Below are 19,626 nucleotides of genomic sequence, written 5' to 3' on the forward strand. Positions count from 1 at the left end.
GGCCGTGTTTTTGCGCCTGTGAGGGGGCGTGGCGGTGGTTGTCCGGCGGCTGCGGCCGGGTCGTGGCCGGTCGCGCAGTTCCCCACGCCCCTCGTCCGCCGCCCCGCGCCCTTTCAGGCCGGGCACGCACCCCGTCCGGCGTACACGGCCGCGCCCGGGACGAACGCGGTCGGCGCCGCCCTCGCCCGACCCGTCGTGCTCCCGCCGGCCACCACGCGGCGGGGCAGTCCCCCCACACCCCCTGTGCCGATCACCTTCGCGGAGCCGGATCACGGCAGCCCTTTCAGGTGCTCCGCGGACGGGAGCGAGTGCGCACGCCGTCTCGGGGTAGGCCTGCCGTAACCCGTTCAAAGCCGCACCATCCCGACCGACCCGAAGGGGGCCCGCGTGGCTGCACCGGCTCGACTCCCGATCCCGGCCCAGTGGAAACCCGTGGCGGAGCAGTCCGCCGCGACCGACGAGGCATTGCTGTCCGTCTTCAGCGCGGAGCGCGCCTGCGCCCAGGCCCCGCTCACCAGCGAACCGCCACTGCCCGACCTCGAGCCCCTGACCAGCGAGCCGCCGCTCGCCGACGCCACCCCCCTGACCAGCGAGTCCGACGCCTTCGGTGCGGGGGTGTAGATGGCCGCGGCGTTCGAGGACGCGGACCTGTCCCGGCTCGCCGAACTGCACGGCGTCGCCACCTCCTACAGCCCCGCCCCGGGCCGTGACGTCCCGGTCCCCGCCTCCGCCGTGGTCGCCGCCCTGGCCGCCCTCGGCGTCGACGCGGCCGGCCGGGGCGCCGTCCGCACCGCGCTCGCCGCACGCGAGCGCGAGCTGCGCGAGCGCCTGCTGCCGCCGACCGTCGTCCACTGGACCGGCGACCCGCAGGGCCCCGCCGCCCTCGCCGCACTGCCGCCAGGCACCCGCCTGCGCGTCGAGACCGAGGACGGGCAGGAGCCGCGGGTGACCGAGGTCGGAGAGGGGCGGGAGGTGAGCCGGGATCTCCCGCTCGGTGTGCACCGGCTGACCGCCGTCGCCCCCGACGGGCGCACCGGCCACGCCCACCTCGTCGTCGCCCCCGATCGGCTGCCCACCCCGCCCGGCCGCTCCTACGGCCTCCTCGTCCAGCTGTACTCCCTCCTGTCGCGCCGCTCCTGGGGCATGGGCGACCTCGGCGACCTCGCCGAACTGGCCGGCTGGGCCGGCCGCACCGCCGGCGCCGGATTCATCCAGGTCAACCCGCTGCACGCCGCCGTACCCGGCGCCCCCACCGACCCCTCCCCGTACCGCCCGTCCTCCCGCCGCTTCCCCGACCCCGTCCATCTGCGCGTCGAGGCCGTCCCCGAGTTCGCGTACGTCGCGGACCGCGAGCGGCTGAGCGCACTGCTGGAGCGGGCCGAGCGGCTGCGCGCCGCCGTCCTCGACAAGGGCGCCCTCATCGACCGGGACGCGGTGTGGGAGGTCAAGCGCGCGGCACTGGAACCGGTCCTGGCCGTCCCGCTGGGACCCGGCCGCCAGGCCGCCTACGACGACTTCCGCGCCGCCCACGGCCAGGCCCTCGACGACCACGCCACCTGGTACGCCCTCGCAGAGGTCCACGGCTCCGACTGGCACCACTGGCCCGACGGCCTGCGCGACCCCCGCTCGGCCGGCACCGCCCGTGCGCGGGCCGACCTCGCCGACCGGGTCGAGTTCCACGCCCGTCTGGCCTGGCTCACCGACGGCCAGCTCCGCGCCGCCCAGCGAGCCGCCTCGGAGGCCGGGATGCCGGTCGGGATCGTGCACGACCTCGCCGTCGGCGTGCATCCGGCGGGCGCCGACGCCTGGGCCCAGCAGGACGTCTTCGCCGCCGGCACCTCGGTCGGCGCCCCGCCCGACGCCTTCAACTCCCGCGGCCAGGACTGGGGCCTGCCGCCCTGGCGCCCCGACCGGCTCGCCGCCACCGGCCACGCCCCCTACCGCGACCTCCTGCGCGCCCTCTTCCGCTACGCCGGCGCCCTGCGCATCGACCACGTCATGGGCCTGTTCCGGCTGTGGTGGGTCCCCCGGGGCAGCCCGCCCACCGAGGGCACCTACGTCCGCTACGACGCCGACGCCATGCTCGCCATCCTCGCCCTGGAGGCCACCCGCGCCGGCGCCGTCGTCATCGGCGAGGACCTCGGCACCGTCGAGCCCGGTGTGCGCGAGACGCTGCAGCGGCGCGGGGTGCTCGGCACCTCGGTGCTGTGGTTCGAACGCGACTGGGAGGGCGACGGGCGCCCCCTGCCCCCCGACCGCTGGCGCGCCGACTGCCTGGCCACCGCCACCACCCACGATCTGCCGCCCACCGCGGCCCGGCTCACCGGCGACCACGTCGACCTGCGCGACCGCCTGGGCCTGCTCACCCGCCCGGCGGTCGAGGAACGCGCCGAGGCCACCGCCGACGCCGCCGAGTGGCTCGCCCTGCTGGGCAGCCTCGGCCTGCTGGACCTGACGGCCGCCGGGCCGCCCGGCACGGACGAGGAGGAGGAGATCCGCGCCGTCCACCGCTTCCTGCTGCGCACCCCGGCCCGGCTGATCGGCGTCTGGCTCCCGGACGGCGTCGGCGACCGCCGCCCGCAGAACCTCCCGGGGACCTGGGACCAGTACCCGAACTGGCGGCTGCCGATCGCCGACCGCGACGGCCGGCCGGTGCCGCTGCAGGAGTTGACGGCCGCGCCCCGACTCAGGGCGCTGCTCGCCGTGTTCGCACAGGCCGAAGGCCCCACACAGGTCGAAGGCGGGTGAATCGTCGCTACGGGACCCCGGGCGCGCGCCCCTCGGGATCATTCGCTAACTTGAGATCGTGGACAAGAAGAACGCCCTGCGCGCCGGCGCCCTGGCCGCCGGTACGACGCTGATGATGCTGCTCATGTCGTCCCCCGCGCTCGCGCTGACCCGCGACGACGGCGACGACCCCGGCCACGGTCTGAGCGTCGTCCAGACGCTGGGCCTCTACGTGCTGCTTCCGCTGGCCCTGTTCGCGGTCATCGCCGGCCTCGTGATGGCGCTGGACAAGTCCAAGATCAGGACGATCAAGCCCTCGGCCACCACCAGTTCCGAGGCCAAGGCCAAGGCCTGACCGGAGACCGGTTCTTCCGCCGGGGCACCTGGCCCCGGTTCTTCCGCCGGGGGCGCCTGACCTCCCACCGGTACGCGCGTACAGCCGTACCCGGGTGAGGTCGGCGCCCCCGGCGTTGTGCCGTACGGCGGTGCGGCTCAGGGGTTCGGCGCGGTGAGGTAGCGCTGCACGGTGGGCCCGAGCCACGCCAGCAGTTCCTGGTAGGTGAGCTCCCGCGCCGGCGGCAGCCGCAGCACATAGCGGGTCAGGGCCAGCCCGAGCAGCTGCGCCGCACACAGCGCGGCCCGTGCCGGAACCTGCTCGGGGTCGGGGCACACCTGCCGGGTCGCCGGGAGCAACTGCTCACGGAAGATGCGCTGCATCCGCTCGGCCCCGGCCTCATTGGTGGCGCCGACCCGCAGGACGGCCGTCAGATCCTCGTTCCCCTCCCACAGGCCGAGGAAGTGGTCCACCAGCGCCCGCCCCACCTCGTCCCGCGGTATCCGCGTCAGGTCGGGCAGCCGCAGATCCAGCGTGACGGCCGCCGCGAACAGCCCCTCTTTGCTGCCGAAGTACCGCATCACCATCGACGGGTCGATGTGCGCGTCCCTGGCGATCGCCCGGATGGTGGCCCGCTCGTAGCCGTCGGCGGCGAACCGTTCGCGGGCGGCGTCGAGGATGGCGGCGCGGGTGGTGGCGGAGCGGCGTGCCTGGTTCGGGCCGCTGCTGTCCGCAGGGGTGTTGCCGGTCATGCCAACAAGCGTAGGCCAACATGTGTGGGCCAACAAGTGTTGACGCCCCGGGCGGCCCGGTTCTACCGTTGCCAACAAGCGTTGACCAACAAGCGTTGGCATCCAGGAGGTCACCATGACCGGCACCACTGGCAACAACGGCATCACTGGCAACAACGGCACCGCCCGTGCGACCGGCGCCACCCCCTCCCCGGCCGGCCCGGCCACCCCGGCCACCGTCGTCGTCGTGGGCTCCGGCCCCACCGGCCTGCTCCTCGCCGGTGACCTCGCCGCCGCCGGCGTCCCGGTCACCGTCCTCGAAAAGCGCCCCCACAGGATCAGCAACCTCTCCCGCGCCTTCGTCCTGCACGCCCGCACCCTCGAACAGCTCGACGCGCGCCACCTCGCCGAGGACCTGGAGTCCGTGGGGCAGCCGCTCGAACACCTCCGTCTCTTCTCCCGGCTCGGCATCGACCTGTCCGCCCTCCCCTCCCGGTTCAACCACGTCCTGGCCCTCCCTCAGTACGAGGTCGAGAAGGTCCTGGAGCGGCGGGCGGTCGAGGCGGGCGTCGACTTCCGGTACGAGACCGAGGTGGCCGGGCTGACGCAGGACGGGGACGGGGTGACCGTCGAGACGCGTGGGCCCGAGGGGCGTACGGAGCGCCTGCGGGCGGCGTACGCCGTCGGCGCCGACGGCATGCGCAGCGCCGTACGGACGGCGATCGGGCTGCCCTTCCCGGGCAAGTCGGTGCTCCGGTCCGTGGTCCTCGCCGACGTCAGGCTCGCCGAGGAGCCGCCGGACCTGCTCACCGTCAACGCCGTGGGCGACGCCTTCGCCTTCCTCGCGCCGTTCGGCGACGGCTACCACCGGGTGATCGGCTGGTGTCGCGGCCGCGACGTCCCCGACAGCGAGCCGCTGGACCTGGCGGAGGTCCGGGAGATCACCCGCCGCGCCCTCGGCCGGGACCTCGGCATGTACGACGCCCGCTGGATGTCCCGCTTCCACAGCGACGAACGCCAGGCTCCCGCCTACCGGGTCGGGCGGGTCTTCCTGGCCGGTGACGCCGCGCACGTGCACACCCCGGCCGGCGGCCAGGGCATGAACACCGGGCTCCAGGACGCGGCCAACCTGAGCTGGAAGCTGGCGGCGGTCGCCACCGGCCACGCGGACCCCGCACTGCTCGACACCTACCAGGCCGAGCGGCACCCGGTGGGCAGGGCGGTGGTGCGCAGCAGCGGCGGGATCGTCCGGCTCGCCATGGCCAGGCGCCCCTGGACCCGTGCGGCGCGCGCCGCGCTCACCGCGTTCCTGAACGCCGTCGGCCCCGCCCGGCGCGCGTTCGCCGCCCAGGTCACCGGCCTCGGCTACCGCTACCCGGCACCCCGCGGCGCCCACCGCCTCACCGGTACCCGCGTCCCGGACGTCGCCCTGGCCGGCGGCGGCCGCCTCTACGAGGCGCTGCGGGGCGGCCGGTTCCTCCTGATCACGCCGGAGCCGTACGGGGCGGGAGCCGGCCGCGCGGACCGGCTGGTCGTGGCCCGCTGGGCGAGCGACCGCCGTACGACCCTCCTGGTCCGCCCCGACGGATACGCGGCCTGGGCCGCCGACGCCGCCACCGAGGCCGGCATCGAGGCGGCCGTGACCCACCACCTGGGGTGCGCGATCGTTCAGGTTTCCTGAAAAGATCAATCGAAAACTTTCGATGGACCTGACAGGTCGGCGCCTGTGACGGTAGGAGCACGCATCCACCACCGCTCCTGCCGTCGCTCCCGAAAGGACCCCCGTTGACCGCCGTCCCGCACCGGACCGCCACCCCGCCCGCCGCCCGCCGCTCGCGCGAGGCGGCCGCCCCTCTGCTCGGCCTCGCCTGCGCCGCGCTCGCGACGGTCGTCTGGTCGGGCAGCTTCGTCACCTCCCGAGGCCTGCACGACAGCGTCCCGCCCGTCCAGCACGCCTTCTGGCGCTGGGTGATCGCCCTGATCGCCGTGGCCCCGTTCGGCGCCCGGCAGGCCTGGCGGCAGCGCGCGCCGATCCGCCGCCACGCCCGCTACGTCCTCCTCGCCTCCCTGCTCGGCGTGGCCGTCTACAACACCCTCGTCAACCAGGCCGGACTGACCACCCCGGCCGCCACCATGGGCATGATCATGGCCGCCTCGCCGGTGCTCATGGCGCTGTTCGAACGCCTCGGCGGCGTGCGGCTCGGCGCGCGGCGCACCACCGGCCTGCTCATCGCCTGCGCGGGCGTGGCGTTCCTCGTCGGCGGTGGCGCCCACTTCTCGGCCGGCGATCTGTGGATGATCGCCGCCTCCTGCTGCTTCGCCGGCTACAGCGCGCTGCTGCGCCGCAGGCCGGCCGAACTGGGCGGTGCGGCCTTCCTGTTCACCACGTTCCTGATCGGCACCGTGCTCCTGCTCCCCGTCCAGGCGGCCAGCCTCGCCGTCCAGGGCGGCTTCACCCCGACCCCCGGCACGGTCCTGCCCCTCCTCTACGTCGGCGTGGCCTCCTCCGCCCTCGCCTTCTTCGCCTGGAACAAGGCAATCGCCCTGATCGGCGCCACCCGCGCCGGCATCGTCTACTACCTCCAGCCGGTCTGCGTGGCCCTGCTCTCCTGGGCGGTCCTCGGCGAGCGGACCGGAGGGCCGCAGCTGCTGTCGATGGCGCTGATCCTGGGCGGGGTGGTGCTCGGCGCGGGGGCACGCCGTTGACGTGTAGCTTTCTCCGCATGGCCGACTGGGACATCAGGAAGCTGCAGATCCTGCGCACCCTGCGCGAGCGGGGGACGGTGACCGCGACGGCCGAGGCCCTGCACATGACCCCGTCCGCGGTCTCCCAGCAGCTCACCAACCTCTCCCGGCAGCTCGGCGTACCCCTGCTGGAGGCCCAGGGCCGACGGGTCCGGCTCACCGACGCGGCCCGCCTGGTGCTCACCCACACCGAGCCGGTCTTCGAGCAACTGGAGCGCACGGAGGCCGTGTTGGCGGCCTACAGCCAGGGCGAGGCGGGCGAGGTCCGGGTCGGCGCGTTCTCCACGGCCGTCCCCGCCCTGGTCGTACCGGCCGTACGGGCCCTGCGGGAAGCGCACCCCGGGGTGACGGTCCGGGTGCGGGAGGCGGAGGCCGCGGAGGCCTACGACCTCCTGACCGCCGGCGATGTCGACCTCGCCCTGTCCCTGGCGGCCGAGGCCCCGAGCGCGGCGGATGCCCGCTTCACCCAAGTCCCGCTGCTGGCCGACCCCTTGGACGTGGCCCTGCCCCCCGGCCACCCCCTGGCCACGGCCCCCGCCCTGACCCTGACCGACCTGGCCACCGACTCCTGGATCTTCGGCGGCAGCGGCCCCTGGTCGGACATCACCCGCCGCGCCTGCGAGGCGGCCGGCTTCAGCCCCCACCAGGGCCACTCGGCCTCCGGCTGGACCGCCATCCTCGCCATGGTGGAGGCGGGCATGGGCGTGGCCCTGGTCCCCAGAATGGCCGCGACCCGCCGCGACGGCGTCATGATGCGAGACCTCGGCCCGGACGGCCCGGTCCGCCATGTGACGGCGGCGGTGCGCAAGGGCGGGGAGACGGGGCGCGCGGTGCGGCACGTGCTGGAGGCGCTGGGGGATGCGGCCGCCACCGGCGCCCCGCCCTCGGCATCGCCCGGCACGGCTGTGTCCGCCTCCTGACCGGCGCTCGTTTCCGTCCACCGGTGCCCGCGGCACCTCCTAGGGCCGCCGGACCTCGTACAGAAAGCACCCGTACTCCACCGCCCGCACATGCACCAGCGCCACCTCCGGGTCGGCGAAGGCCTCCGCGAAGGCCGTCTCGAAAACCGCCTCGCATGGCGTCTCGGTGCCGTCCGAGGGGTTCACCAGGCGGCCGCCCAGGATGCGGCCGTCGGAGGAGTAGCGGCGCAGTACGCGGTGGGCCTGTGCGAAGGGCAGGGCGGTGCCGGACGGGCCCGGGCACGGCTCGGCGTGGACGAAGACCGGGCCCTGCTCGTCGTAGGCACCGGGCCGGGCGCCCGTCTCGGCCGCCCAGCGGCGCAGCGGCGCGTACGAGACCAGGGCGATCGCCTCGCCCGGCTCGCTGCGGCGCAGGCAGCAGCGCAGCGGGGCGCCGCCCTCCTCGTCGGTGAACGGGGCCATGGGCCGGCCCGCGTCATCGGTGGCCCGCAGGGACCGCAGGACCTCGGGGGCGATGGGGCGGGCGGTGTGTGCCATCGTGCGGTGCGTCGTCGTCATGGGGCCAGCGTCCGCCGCCGGTGCCCCGCTCACCGGCGGGAACCGGACATCGCGTTCCCTGCGGATCCCATGGAAGGATGACGCAACCCACACATAACGAGGAGATGACCGCGTGCCTGGCACAAACCTGACTCGCGAAGAGGCGCAAGCGCGGGCCGAGCTGCTCACCGTTGACTCGTACGAGATCGATCTCGACCTCTCCGGGGCGCAGGAGGGCGGCACCTACCGGTCCGTGACCACGGTGCGCTTCGACGTCGTCCGCGGCGGCGAGTCCTTCATCGACCTGGTGGCGCCCAGCGTCCACGAGGTGACCCTGAACGGTGACGCGCTCGACCCCGCCGAGGTCTTCGAGGACTCGCGGATCGCGCTGCCGGGGCTGCTGGAGGGGCGCAACGTCCTTCGGGTCGTCGCCGACTGCGCCTACACCAACACCGGCGAGGGGCTCCACCGATTCGTCGACCCCGTCGACGAGCAGGCGTACCTCTACACCCAGTTCGAGGTGCCGGACGCCCGCCGGGTCTTCGCCTCCTTCGAGCAGCCGGACCTCAAGGCCACCTTCCGGTTCACCGTGAAGGCGCCCGAGGGCTGGACCGTCATCTCGAACTCGCCGACGCCGGAGCCGAAGGACAACGTCTGGGCCTTCGAGCCGACCCCGCGGATGTCGACGTACATCACGGCGATCATCGCGGGCCCGTACCACTCCGTGCACAGCGTGTACGAGAAGGACGGGCAGAGCGTGCCGCTGGGCATCTACTGCCGTCCGTCCCTCGCCGAGTTCCTGGACTCGGACGCGATCTTCGAGGTGACCCGGCAGGGCTTCGACTGGTTCCAGGAGAAGTTCGACTACGCCTACCCGTTCGCGAAGTACGACCAGCTGTTCGTGCCCGAGTTCAACGCGGGCGCGATGGAGAACGCCGGTGCCGTCACCATCCGCGACCAGTACGTCTTCCGGTCCAAGGTGACCGACGCGGCGTACGAGGTGCGGGCCGAGACGATCCTGCACGAGCTGGCCCACATGTGGTTCGGCGACCTGGTCACCATGGAGTGGTGGAACGACCTGTGGCTGAACGAGTCGTTCGCCACCTACACCTCCATCGCCTGCCAGGCCGCCGCCCCCGGCTCGCGCTGGCCGCACTCGTGGACCACGTTCGCCAACTCCATGAAGACCTGGGCGTACCGGCAGGACCAGCTGCCCTCCACGCACCCGATCATGGCGGACATCCGCGACCTGGACGACGTGCTCGTCAACTTCGACGGCATCACGTACGCCAAGGGCGCCTCCGTCCTCAAGCAGCTCGTCGCGTACGTCGGCGAGGACGAGTTCTTCCAGGGCGTGCAGGCCTACTTCAAGCGGCACGCGTTCGGCAACACCCGCCTGTCCGACCTGCTCGGCGCCCTGGAGGAGACCTCCGGACGCGACCTGAAGACCTGGTCGACGAAATGGCTGCAGACGGCCGGCATCAACGTCCTGCGCCCGGAGGTGCAGACGGACGCCGACGGTGTCGTCACCTCCTTCGCCGTCCGCCAGGAGGCCCCGGCGCTGCCCGCCGGCGCCAAGGGCGAGCCGGTGCTGCGCCCGCACCGCATCGCGATCGGCCTGTACGACCTCGACGCGAGCAGCGGCAAGCTGGTCCGCACGCAGCGGATCGAGCTGGACGTCGACGGTGAGCTGACGGCCGTACCGCAGCTGGCCGGAGAGCGCCGCCCGGCGGTGTTCCTGCTCAACGACGACGACCTGTCCTACGCGAAGGTCCGCCTGGACGAGCAGTCGCTGGCGTTCGTCACCGAGCACCTGGGCGACTTCGACGCCTCCCTTCCGCGCGCCCTGTGCTGGGCCTCGGCCTGGGACATGACGCGGGACGCGGAGCTGGCGGCCCGCGACTACCTGTCCCTCGTCCTGTCGGGCATCGGCAAGGAGTCCGACATCGGTGTCGTGCAGTCGCTGCACCGCCAGGTCAAGCTCGCCATCGACCTGTACGCCGACCCGGCCGCCCGCGAGGCCCTGCTCACCCGCTGGACCGACGCCACGCTCGCGCACCTGCGCGCGGCGGAGCCGGGACGCGACCACCAGCTGGCCTGGGCCCGCGCCTTCGCGGCGACGGCCCGCACCCCCGAGCAGCTGGACCTCCTGGAGAGCCTGCTGGAGGGCACCCACACCATCGAGGGTCTGGCCGTGGACACCGAGCTGCGCTGGGCGTTCGTGGAGCGGCTGGCGGCGGTCGGCCGGTTCGACGAGGCGGAGATCGCGGCCGAGTACGAGCGGGACAGGACCGCGGCCGGTGAGCGGCACGCGGCGACGGCGCGCGCCGCCCGCCCGACGCGGGAGGCGAAGGCGGAGGCCTGGTCCTCGGTGGTCGACTCCGACAAGCTGCCCAACGCCGTGCAGGAGGCCGTGATCGGCGGCTTCGTGCAGACCGACCAGCGCGAGCTGCTGGCGTCGTACACGGACACGTACTTCGAGGTCCTCAAGGGCGTCTGGGACTCCCGTTCGCACGAGATCGCCCAGCAGATCGCCATCGGCCTGTACCCGACGGTCCAGGTCTCCGCGGAGACCCTGGCCAAGACGGACACCTGGCTGGCCACGGCCGAACCGAACGCGGCCCTGCGCCGCCTCGTCTCGGAGTCCCGCGCGGGCGTCGAGCGTGCCCTGAAGGCCCAGGCGGCGGACGCGGCGGCGACCGAGTAGCGCACCGGCCGAGGGCGCCCGGACCGTGTGTGCCGGGCGCCCTTGTCGTGTCCGGTGCCGCGGCCGCCGGCGTCCGTGCGAACTCCCGTACCGTCTCCGTCTCGGCGTCCCGGTGCCAGACCGGGCCCAGGGCCGAGTCGGGGACGCCGTCGCCCCGGACGTAGCGGACGTCGTCGCGAGGGTGGTACGCGGCCGTGGGACGGCACACGAGGAGGGCGCCGCGGCCTGCGGCGGCGAGGGAGAGAGCCTCCTGGAGGGTGCCGGCCGCCGGAGCCGGACGGCGGGAGACGGCCGCCGTCCGGCTCCGGCGGGAGAAGACCGGGCCCAGGACGAGGTCCGGTCCGCCACCGGCTGCAGCACCGCCGCCGCGTCCACCGCGCCCTGCCGCAGCGCCCCGAAGGGATCCGCGAACGGGATCTCCGCCGGCTCCACCGAACGGGTCGGGTCCGCCGCCTCGAACGCCGCGACCGCCTCCAGCATCCGTCCGTAGGCCGGCCCCTGGAAGCCCAGCCGCAGCGGCCCCACCCCGCCCCGGGCCCGCGTGCAGGGAGTCGTACGCCGGGCGCAGCCGCTCCAGGAACCGTTCGCCGAGCGGGGTCAGGGCCACCCGGCGGCTGGAGCGGTGCAACCCTGCTCTGGGAGACATACAGCCTCCCCCCCACAGTTCCTCGGCCGGGTTCGTAAAAGGCTCCCGGGTATGGCTTCCACCCAGCTCGGCGCCCCGCCGGACATCTGCCGCACCCGGCCCTGGGGCGCCGTGGCGGTGGGCCTTCGCCGCGACGGCCGGGTGCGCGCTGGCGGCCACGCGCACATGACCGCCCCGCTGCCCCACGGCCGGCTACTTCGCGGACAGCTCCGCCGCCACCAGCTCCGCGATCTGCACCGCGTTCAGCGCGGCGCCCTTGCGGAGGTTGTCGTTGGAGATGAACAGCGCGAGGCCGTTGTCCACCGTCTCGTCACGGCGCACGCGGCCGACGAACGACGGGTCCTGGCCGGCCGCCTGCAGCGGGGTCGGGATGTCGGAGAGGACCACGCCCGGGGCCTTCGCCAGCAGCTCCGTCGCGCGCTCAGGGGGGAGCGGGCGGGCGAAGCGGGCGTTGACCTGGAGGGAGTGGCCGGAGAAGACCGGGACGCGCACACAGGTGCCGGAGACCTTCAGACCCGGGATCTCCAGGATCTTGCGGGACTCGTTGCGCAGCTTCTGCTCCTCGTCGGTCTCGTTCAGACCGTCGTCGACGATCGAGCCCGCCAGCGGAAGCACGTTGAAGGCGATCGGCCGCTTGTAGACCTGGGGCTCGGGGAAGTCGACCGCCGCGCCGTCGTGGGTGAGCCTGTCGGCCTCGGCGACGACCTTCTGCGCCTGGCCGTGCAGCTCGGCCACGCCCGCGAGGCCCGAGCCGGACACCGCCTGGTAGGTGGCGACGACCAGGGCCTCCAGACCGGCCTCCTCGTGCAGCGGCTTGAGCACCGGCATCGCGGCCATCGTGGTGCAGTTGGGGTTGGCGATGATGCCCTTGGGCCGGTCGGCGACCGCGTGCGGGTTCACCTCGGAGACGACCAGCGGAACCTCGGGGTCCTTGCGCCAGGCCGAGGAGTTGTCGATCACTACGGCGCCCTGGGCGGCGACCTTCTCGGCCAGCGCCCTGGAGGTCGCGCCGCCCGCGGAGAACAGGACGATGTCGAGGCCGGAGTAGTCGGCGGTCGCCGCGTCCTCCACCGTCACGCCGTCCAGCACGGTGCCCGCGGAGCGGGCCGAGGCGAACAGCCGCAGCTGTGTGACCGGGAAGTTCCGCTCCGTGAGGATCCCGCGCATGACCGTGCCGACCTGACCGGTGGCTCCGACGATTCCGACCCTCACAGCGACTCCCTCTTCGTGTCTCTTGCATGACCAGGTGCATGACCGGGGCTTTTCCATCATGCGGCCGACCCGGGTCCACCTGTCCAATTCTTTGCCGGGCGTGCCCGAGGAATGGGACAGAATTCCCCCGGCCGACGGTTCCACACCTGCGCCGATCCCCCCGCTGAGCTGGAGGAATTCCCTCCGCGGGAGCCGTGCGCCGCAAGCTGTGCTGTCCCGTGCCTGCCCCTGCGGCCCCCGGCCACACGGCGGTGTGACGTACGCCTCCCACCGTGAGAGCCGGGGCACACAGGGCGGGGGCGCGGGGCGGAAGAAGGGGCGGGCGCCCGGCCGGGTGCCCGCCCCTCCCGCTCGTGCCACCGCGCTACGGCGTGACCTTCCCGATCTTCACGCTGCCGGTGCCCGCGACCGTGCCGCGCGCGTTCACCAGCTGGACCCGGCCGAAGAACTCGCGGCCGGCCGGTGCCTCGGCGGCGGCCGTGACCTGTCCGGTGACCGTGGCCGAGTCGCCCGTGCCGAGCCTGACCGGCGTCGAGTCGTCCACCGCGACCGTGCCGAGCGCGGGCGAGAAGAACACGTCCCGGTAGTCGTAGGCGGTGGTGCCGGACGGGACCGAGTAGCCCACGACCTCGACGGTGTAGGTGCCGGCGGCCGGGGACGGCACGGAGACCGCCTCCTCCGCATCGCCGTCGGCGGACTGGGCGACCTGCTTGCCGCTCGCGTCGTACACCGTCAGATCAAGGTCGGCGGCCGGGTCCGAGACTCCGCCGATGGCGACGTCCAGGGACTTGGCGCCGGCCGGGACCTCCACCGTGGTGGTCCGCTTCTCGCCCTGGCCGATGGACGGCCGGGCCGCCGCGGCCGAGCCGAGCGGGCCGCCGGTCAGTGTGCCGTCGAGGGCCGCGTACGCGTTGGTCACCTTCCAGGAGACGGCGGCCGCAGTGCCCGCCCTGGTCTCGGGCACGGTCACGGTCTGCGGGTCGAAGGCCGCGCCGAGGACGGAGACGTCCAGCGTGTACGGGTTGTCGAGCAGCGGCGAGGTGCGGCGCGCCTCGACCTCGACCTCCCAGACGCCGGGCTGCGGGTCGGCGTAGGAGCGCACGTCGGGCCTGCAGCCGTTGCCGTCCAGGTAGTCGGGGTAGCAGTACGGAGTTCCGGTGTTGTCGACCGGAGTGCCGTAGGGGTGGATCGCGATGAACCGGGTCTGGCTCCGGTCCTTCAGCCCGCCGATCGCGACCTGCAGCGACGTGGCGCCCTCGGGCACGGTCAGGAAGTACGACCGCGTGCTGTTGCGCTGCACCGAACCCGAGGCCGAGTAGGTGAACTCGACGGGGGCCGCGACCACGACCGTCGTCAGGATCTGCTTGTCGACCCCTTCCGTCCTCGGGTCGTCGACCTCCAGGATCGCGCTCTTGAGGCCCGCCGACCGCGGGGCCGCCTGGACCCGCACGGTCACCGGCTGGTTCAGCGGCAGCCGCACCACGTCGTCGCCGAGGACGCGGAAGGTACCGCCCGCGTCGTTCTCGAAGTGCAGCTCGTGCCGGAGCGCCCGGTCCGGGCCGGAGGTGCGGGTGACGGTGATGTCGTACGTCTTCTTCTGTCCCGCCTTCAGGCCGCCCTCGCGGTCGTACAGGCCGGTGCCGGAGCCCGGTGTCCTGAGCGCCTGGTCGAGTGCGGTGTCGACCGGGGCCTTCACGGTGTAGTCGTGCGAGGTCGCGTGGTCGCGGATCGCGTCCCACGCGTCCACGACGTCGATGCGGCCCGCGCCCTCCTCGTAGGCCTGAGCCCCCTCGATGTGGTCGGCCGTCGAGGTCAGCGCCGTGCGCAGTCCGGCGGGCGTCAGGCCGATGCCCTTCTGCTTCGCGGCGGACAGCAGGAGCGCCGATGCGCCGGTGGCCTGCGGGGAGGCCATCGAGGTGCCCTGGAGCATGGAGTAGCCGGCCGGCAGTGTGTAGCCCGCCTCGGCGACCGGGGAGCCGGGCAGCCAGGTCTGGGTGGTGTTGATCGCGGCGCCTGGCGCGACCAGGGTGGGGGAGAAGCCGCCGTCCTCCCGCGGGCCGCGCGAGGAGAACGGCATCATCTGGTACGCCGTGCGCACCTGCGAGCCGTAGTTCGCGGCCCAGGTCTGCCGGGAGACGCCCGCGCCGACGGAGATCACCTTGTCGGCCAGCCCCGGGTCGCCGATCGTGTTCGCGCCCGGCCCCGAGTTGCCCGCGGAGATCACCAGTTGGACGCCGTAGGTGTCGATGAGCCGGGTGTACAGCTCGGCGCGCGCGTTGTTGCCGTCGTTCAGCGCCGGCAGCCCGCCGATCGACATGTTGACGATGTCCACGCCCCGGTTCGCCACCAGGTCGATCATGCCCTCGGTGAGGGCCACGTTGGTGCAGCCGCCGGTCCAGGTGCAGGCCCGCGAGGAGACGATCTTCGCCCCCGGGGCCGCCCCGTTCATCCTGCCGCCGAACAGGCCGTGGGCGGCGGTGATGCCGGCGACGTGGGTGCCGTGCTCGGACTCGATGACCCCGATGTTGACGAAATCGGCCTTCTTGCCGGCCCAGTCACCGCCGTAGGGGTCCATCGGCACGTCCTTGCGGATCTGCACGACGAACGGCACGCGCTCGGCCACGTCGGTCTTCGGGTCGTCGGTGCCGAAGTATCCGACCTGGTAGCCGTCCTTGTACGGCTTCATCGGGGTGTCGTCGGTGAAGTCGTGGTCGTTGTCCAGGTCGAGCGTGACCGTGCCGGCCGACGCGTCGTACAGCACGCCCCAGCTGTCCGTCGTGTCCCCGTCCCGGTCGAGGTCGCCCTTCTCGTCGCCGCCCGTGGTGGCCGACTCCTTGAAGGTGCTGATCCCGTACGAGCCGGAAGGCGCCGTCCAGGTCGCGCCGCCGTAGGAGAAGCTGGGCCCGGAGACGGCGGTGACCATGGGGCGCCAGGTGGCGTCGCCGTCGACGACGGGGTCGGTCGACGTCACCCAGTCGACGATCTTCCGCTCGCCGGTGGTGGTCTTCTGCAGCGCGGGGTGGCCGAGGTCGACGCCGGAGTCCAGGACGCCGACGGTGATGCCGCGGCCGTCCCACTTCGGGTGGTGCTCGACGAAATCGACGGCACCGGTCTCGAAGGACGGGTTGTACGGGTTCTCGGCCGGGGTGTTCCTGCCGGGTGCCGGGTAAGTCCCCTTGGCCGAGGTGGACTTGGCTCCGCCGCTCGGCGTCGGGTCGTCGAGCGGGATCTCCTGCTTGAGGTCGATGGCGTGCACCGAGGGCAGCCTCGCCGCGGCCTTGACGGCGGCGTCGGCCCGGCCCGTGGGGACGGTGGCCCGGACGTAACCGAGCTTGTCGTAGGTACGGCCCACCGAGCCGCCCTCGACCGCGTCCAGCTCCTGTGCGACCGGCTCGGTCCGCCCCGGAGCCGTCGCGATCATCATCGTCACGTTCTTGGCGCCGCCGGCCTCGGCCTCGGCGAGCAGTCGGGCGTCGTCCGGACCGAGCTTGTCGTGGGCGGACTTGACGCCGGGGGCGGTGGCCGGGGCGGGCGGGGACACCTCCCGCGCGTTGCGCGGCGGGGGAGTGTCCGCGGCGAGGGCCAGGGGTATCGGCCCGGCCGCGGCCAGGGCCGTCACCACGCCCACGGCCACGGCTGTGCGGACCAGGCGTCTCGGGCCGGATATGGGATCGCGCTCAGGCGTAGGGGTCATCGGCATCCCTCAGGTAAAGGACGAGCGGACGAGAGCGCTCAGCCTTTCCCAAGGGGCCGGATTTTTGGGTCCGTTGACCCAATCGATATGAACGTATGGGGAAAACCCGCGATGGGTTTTGCGCGGAACCGGACCCTATGGTGCGGGATCGGTTCATTCTCGCGTCGGGCTCTCCTTCGAGCGCGCGTAGTGCCGGGACGCCTTCGCGCGGTTGCCGCACGCGGCCATCGAGCACCAGCGGCGGGTGCCGTTGCGGGACGTGTCGAAGAAATGCAGGATGCAGCCGCCGCCGGAGCACGCGCGGATGCGGTCCGGGGCTCGGCCGAGCAGGTCCAGATAGTCGTGGGCGGCGAGCCAGGCGGGCCCCCAGGACGGATCGGCGAACTCCCACTCCTCGGCGGGGCCGTCGGCGGTCAGCCGGGCGCGGATCCGGCCGTGCGCCAGCGCGGCGTCCACGAGCGGCGCCGCCTCCCGCGGTGATCCGAGCACCGCGGCCGCGAGCGCCTCCCGGACCTCGCGCAGATGGCGCAGCACGTCCGCGTCGGCCGGGTGGGCGTCCGCCAGCCCGTTGCTCGCGAGCCACACCGCCAGTCCGTCGGTGTCGTCGAGCAGGTCCTGGGTGGCGCCGTCCCGGTTCCACCGGGTGTTGAGCAGGTCGAGCGCGAGGGGCTCGCCGGTGAGGGGGCGGGGGTCGAGGGCGGCGGACATGGGGCACTCCTTCGTGGCTAACCCTTCAAGCGTACGTGACCGGTTGACTCGATCAAATATAACCCTCTATTATCCATTACGAAGGTTAGTAATGTCAGGAAGGCCGGGCGGAGGGCGATGCCGGACTAACGTCCGGAGGATGCGACGGAACTTGAGGGTGGCGGCCTACGCCGTATGCGTCCGTGACGGACAGATCCTGCTCGCCCGGTCACCCGGCCCCGACGGAACCCCCGAGTGGGTGCTGCCCGGTGGCGGCATGGACCACGGCGAGGACCCCTACGACACCGTCCGCCGCGAGGTCACCGAGGAGACCGGCTACCGCATCGAGGTGACCGGCCTGCTCGGTGTGGACTCACGGCGACTGGTCGCCGAGCCCCGCATCGGCCGCCGCAGCGACCACCACGCCCTGCGTCTCGTCTACGAAGGGAAGGTCGTCGGCGGCGAACTGCGGTACGAAGTGGGCGGATCAACGGATTTCGCGGCATGGCAGGATCTTTCGGCCCTGCCGGACCTGAATCGGGTGCGCCTGGTCGACCTCGCCCTGCGGCTCTGGCGGGAACGTCCCGCGAACGGCCGGCTCACCGCCGAAGCCCCACCCCTACCCCGGGAGATGAACGAGGAGTAACTGCCCCTGGGCCACCCGCGATCCACTCCATGACCGAGCCCGGTACCGCGTGATCCACGTACGGTGATCGGCGCTGCGCGTTGCCGCCGCGTTCACGCGCAGGTCATCCCCGCTGCCAACGATCCAGAGCGAGCGGGGCGTTCGCGTCTGCGACGGCCCGCGACCACAGCCGACGCGTTCGCATTCGGGGAGATCGCGCCATGTCGCGCATACGCTCTGTCGCCACCTCCGCCCTGGGGGTCAACCGCCGTACCGTCCTTGCCGCCGCCGGAGCCCTCTCGCTCTCCGCGGGTGTCGGCTACGCCCTCCGCCCCACCGAAAGCCAGGCGGCCACCACGTCGCCGAGCGCGGGGGGCGGGCAGGAGGCGCCCGTCGCCCACTCCGGCAGGGCCACCGAGGCGGCTTCGCCCGCCCCCTACAGCAAGGGCACCACCCTCGCCTCCGTCGCCGCGCCGCAGAGCGGCTCCGGCTACCGCCGGCTCGGCGACGGCGGCGGGTGGCCGCGGGTCGTGCGCAGCGAGCTGGCCACGCCCAAGTCCGGCCGGGCGGGCCGCCGCACGGCGCTCGCCGCGTTCGTACAGTTCACCGACCTGCATCTGCAGGACGTCCAGCACCCGCTGCGCCTGGAGTACCTGCGCTCCACCGACGTGCACGCCTGGCGCCCCCAGGAGGCGCTCACCGTGCAGGGCGCCATCTCGCTCGTCGAACGGGTCAACGCGCTGCAGGGCGCCCCGGCCACCGGCGCCCCGCTCCACTTCGTGATGACCACCGGCGACAACACCGACAACAACGCCCACTCCGAGCTGGAGTGGTTCATGAAGGTGATGAGCGGTGGCCGCATCACCCCCAACTCCGGTGACCCGCGGCACTACGAGGGCGTGCAGAACAGCGCGCTGAAGCTGTACTGGCAGCCCGACTCCACCACCCGCGACCACGACAAGGCGCTCGGCTTCCCGCATCTGAAGGGATTCCTGGCCGCCGCTATCCGCGAGGTGCAGAGCCCCGGTCTGAAGCTGCCCTGGTACTCCACCGTCGGCAACCACGACACCCTCCCGCTCGGCTGCTACGGCTCCCACGGCGACCCCTACCTCGCCGAGGCGGCCGTCGCCGGGAAGAAGCTGATGAGCGTCTCCGCCGCGGACGCCAAGAAGCTCCAGGACGCCATCAAGAACGCCAAGGACCCCAAGGGTGCCGGCTACCGGGACTTCCTCAAGGCCCGCGCCCGCTCGATGCGTTCGGTGACGGGAGACGACAAGCGCGCCCCCTACACCCCGGCCGACTACCTCAAGGCCCATCTGGACCCCGCCCATCAGGGCCACGGCCCGGTCGGGCACGGCTACTCCTCGGCGAACCTGTCCGCCGGCACCCAGTACTACGTCTTCCGTATCTCCGACGACGTCATCGGCATCAGCCTCGACACCACCGACGCCGGCGGCCACTACGAGGGCTCCATCGGCACCGCCCAGCTGGCGTGGCTGGACAGGACGCTGAAGGACAACAAGGACTCCCACGCCGTCGTCTTCAGCCACCACACCAGCACGTCGATGGACAACACCCGCCCCGACCCGGCCCGGCCGGGCGAGAAGCGGCACGGCGGCGCCGAGGTGCTCTCGGTGCTGGGCGCCCACGCCAACGTCGTGGCCTGGGTGAACGGCCACATCCACAAGAACGTCGTCACCCCGCACAAGGGCTCCGCCGGGCGCTCCTTCTGGGAGATCTCCACCGCCTCGCACATCGACTACCCCCACCTCGCCCGCATCATCGAGCTGGTGGACAACAAGGACGGCACGATCTCGCTGTTCACCACCCTGATCGAGTCGGCGGCCCCGCACCGCACCGACTTCGCCGACCTCTCCCAGACCGGGCTCGCCGCCCTCTACCGCGAGCTGGCCTACAACGCCCCCGGCGCCAACAAGACCCTCGGCGGCAGCGCGGCGGACCGGAACACCGAACTGGTGCTCAAGAAGGGCTGAAAGTCACCCAACCGGCCTAACGGCGAGCAACCTTCGCGCATCCGGCACAGGTTTCTTCCCCCGACCG

14 protein-coding genes are annotated in these 19,626 nt (G+C 73.0%); 9 read left to right on the forward strand and 5 right to left on the reverse strand.

What is annotated here, in order from left to right; translation table 11 throughout:
* Positions 1–387: 387 nt before the first annotated feature.
* Genes AQI95_RS37745 through AQI95_RS37755 form a run of 3 tightly spaced genes read left to right on the forward strand, consistent with a single transcriptional unit; the run spans position 388 to position 3,082 of the window.
* Positions 388–621, forward strand: coding sequence for a hypothetical protein (locus AQI95_RS37745; RefSeq protein WP_067134902.1), 234 nt, complete (start codon positions 388–390; stop codon positions 619–621).
* Complete coding sequence (gene malQ / locus AQI95_RS37750; protein WP_067134904.1) at positions 622–2,748, forward strand: 4-alpha-glucanotransferase; 2,127 nt, start codon at positions 622–624, stop codon at positions 2,746–2,748. It begins immediately after the preceding gene.
* 58 nt (positions 2,749–2,806) lie between these two features.
* Positions 2,807–3,082: a hypothetical protein gene (locus tag AQI95_RS37755; protein WP_067134906.1), complete on the forward strand. Its 276-nt coding sequence runs from the start codon at positions 2,807–2,809 to the stop codon at positions 3,080–3,082.
* 137 nt (positions 3,083–3,219) lie between these two features.
* On the opposite strand, the gene AQI95_RS37760 is transcribed toward AQI95_RS37755, so the two are convergent.
* Positions 3,220–3,813 carry a TetR/AcrR family transcriptional regulator gene (locus AQI95_RS37760; RefSeq protein WP_067134909.1) on the reverse strand — a complete coding sequence of 198 codons (594 nt, stop codon included), beginning with the start codon at positions 3,811–3,813 and terminating at the stop codon, positions 3,220–3,222.
* Positions 3,814–3,928: 115 nt separating this feature from the next.
* Between AQI95_RS37760 and AQI95_RS37765 the strand changes: the two genes are divergently transcribed.
* The 3 genes from AQI95_RS37765 (at position 3,929) to AQI95_RS37775 (ending at position 7,457) form a co-directional block, all read left to right on the forward strand.
* A complete protein-coding gene (locus tag AQI95_RS37765; protein WP_079071790.1) occupies positions 3,929–5,473 on the forward strand; it encodes an FAD-dependent monooxygenase in 1,545 nt (514 codons plus the stop codon).
* Positions 5,474–5,577: 104 nt separating this feature from the next.
* The gene (locus AQI95_RS37770; protein WP_425264952.1) at positions 5,578–6,498 is read left to right on the forward strand and encodes a DMT family transporter; all 921 of its coding nucleotides are present in this window, start codon (positions 5,578–5,580) and stop codon (positions 6,496–6,498) included.
* Between the two features lie 17 nt (positions 6,499–6,515).
* Positions 6,516–7,457 carry a LysR family transcriptional regulator gene (locus AQI95_RS37775; RefSeq protein ID WP_067134911.1) on the forward strand — a complete coding sequence of 314 codons (942 nt, stop codon included), beginning with the start codon at positions 6,516–6,518 and terminating at the stop codon, positions 7,455–7,457.
* A gap of 39 nt (positions 7,458–7,496) precedes the next feature.
* On the opposite strand, the gene AQI95_RS37780 is transcribed toward AQI95_RS37775, so the two are convergent.
* Positions 7,497–8,015, reverse strand: a complete 519-nt coding sequence (locus tag AQI95_RS37780; RefSeq protein ID WP_067134913.1) for a DUF1203 domain-containing protein — start codon at positions 8,013–8,015, stop codon at positions 7,497–7,499.
* A gap of 112 nt (positions 8,016–8,127) precedes the next feature.
* On the opposite strand from AQI95_RS37780, the gene pepN reads away from it, so the two are divergent.
* Entirely contained in the window at positions 8,128–10,701 is a 2,574-nt protein-coding gene (pepN, locus tag AQI95_RS37785; RefSeq protein WP_067134915.1) for an aminopeptidase N, read from the forward strand.
* Positions 10,702–11,539: 838 nt separating this feature from the next.
* Here the strand turns inward: pepN and AQI95_RS37795 are convergent.
* From AQI95_RS37795 to AQI95_RS37805, 3 genes are all read right to left on the reverse strand, one after another.
* Complete coding sequence (locus tag AQI95_RS37795) at positions 11,540–12,559, reverse strand: aspartate-semialdehyde dehydrogenase (protein WP_067134919.1); 1,020 nt, start codon at positions 12,557–12,559, stop codon at positions 11,540–11,542.
* 364 nt (positions 12,560–12,923) lie between these two features.
* Positions 12,924–16,253 (reverse strand): S8 family serine peptidase, encoded by a 3,330-nt coding sequence (locus AQI95_RS37800; protein WP_067134921.1) that lies wholly within the window; start codon positions 16,251–16,253, stop codon positions 12,924–12,926.
* Positions 16,254–16,406: 153 nt separating this feature from the next.
* The gene (locus AQI95_RS37805) at positions 16,407–16,961 is read right to left on the reverse strand and encodes a CGNR zinc finger domain-containing protein (RefSeq protein ID WP_067134923.1); all 555 of its coding nucleotides are present in this window, start codon (positions 16,959–16,961) and stop codon (positions 16,407–16,409) included.
* Positions 16,962–17,100: 139 nt separating this feature from the next.
* Here AQI95_RS37805 and AQI95_RS37810 point away from each other — a divergent pair, with 139 nt between their 5' ends.
* Positions 17,101–17,586, forward strand: a complete 486-nt coding sequence (locus tag AQI95_RS37810) for an NUDIX hydrolase (protein WP_208614366.1) — start codon at positions 17,101–17,103, stop codon at positions 17,584–17,586.
* Positions 17,587–17,786: 200 nt separating this feature from the next.
* Positions 17,787–19,559, forward strand: a complete 1,773-nt coding sequence (locus AQI95_RS37815) for a TIGR03767 family metallophosphoesterase (RefSeq protein WP_067134927.1) — start codon at positions 17,787–17,789, stop codon at positions 19,557–19,559.
* Positions 19,560–19,626 lie beyond the last annotated feature (67 nt).

The organism is Streptomyces yokosukanensis (assembly GCF_001514035.1).
Taxonomy (GTDB): Bacteria; Actinomycetota; Actinomycetes; order Streptomycetales; family Streptomycetaceae; genus Streptomyces; species Streptomyces yokosukanensis.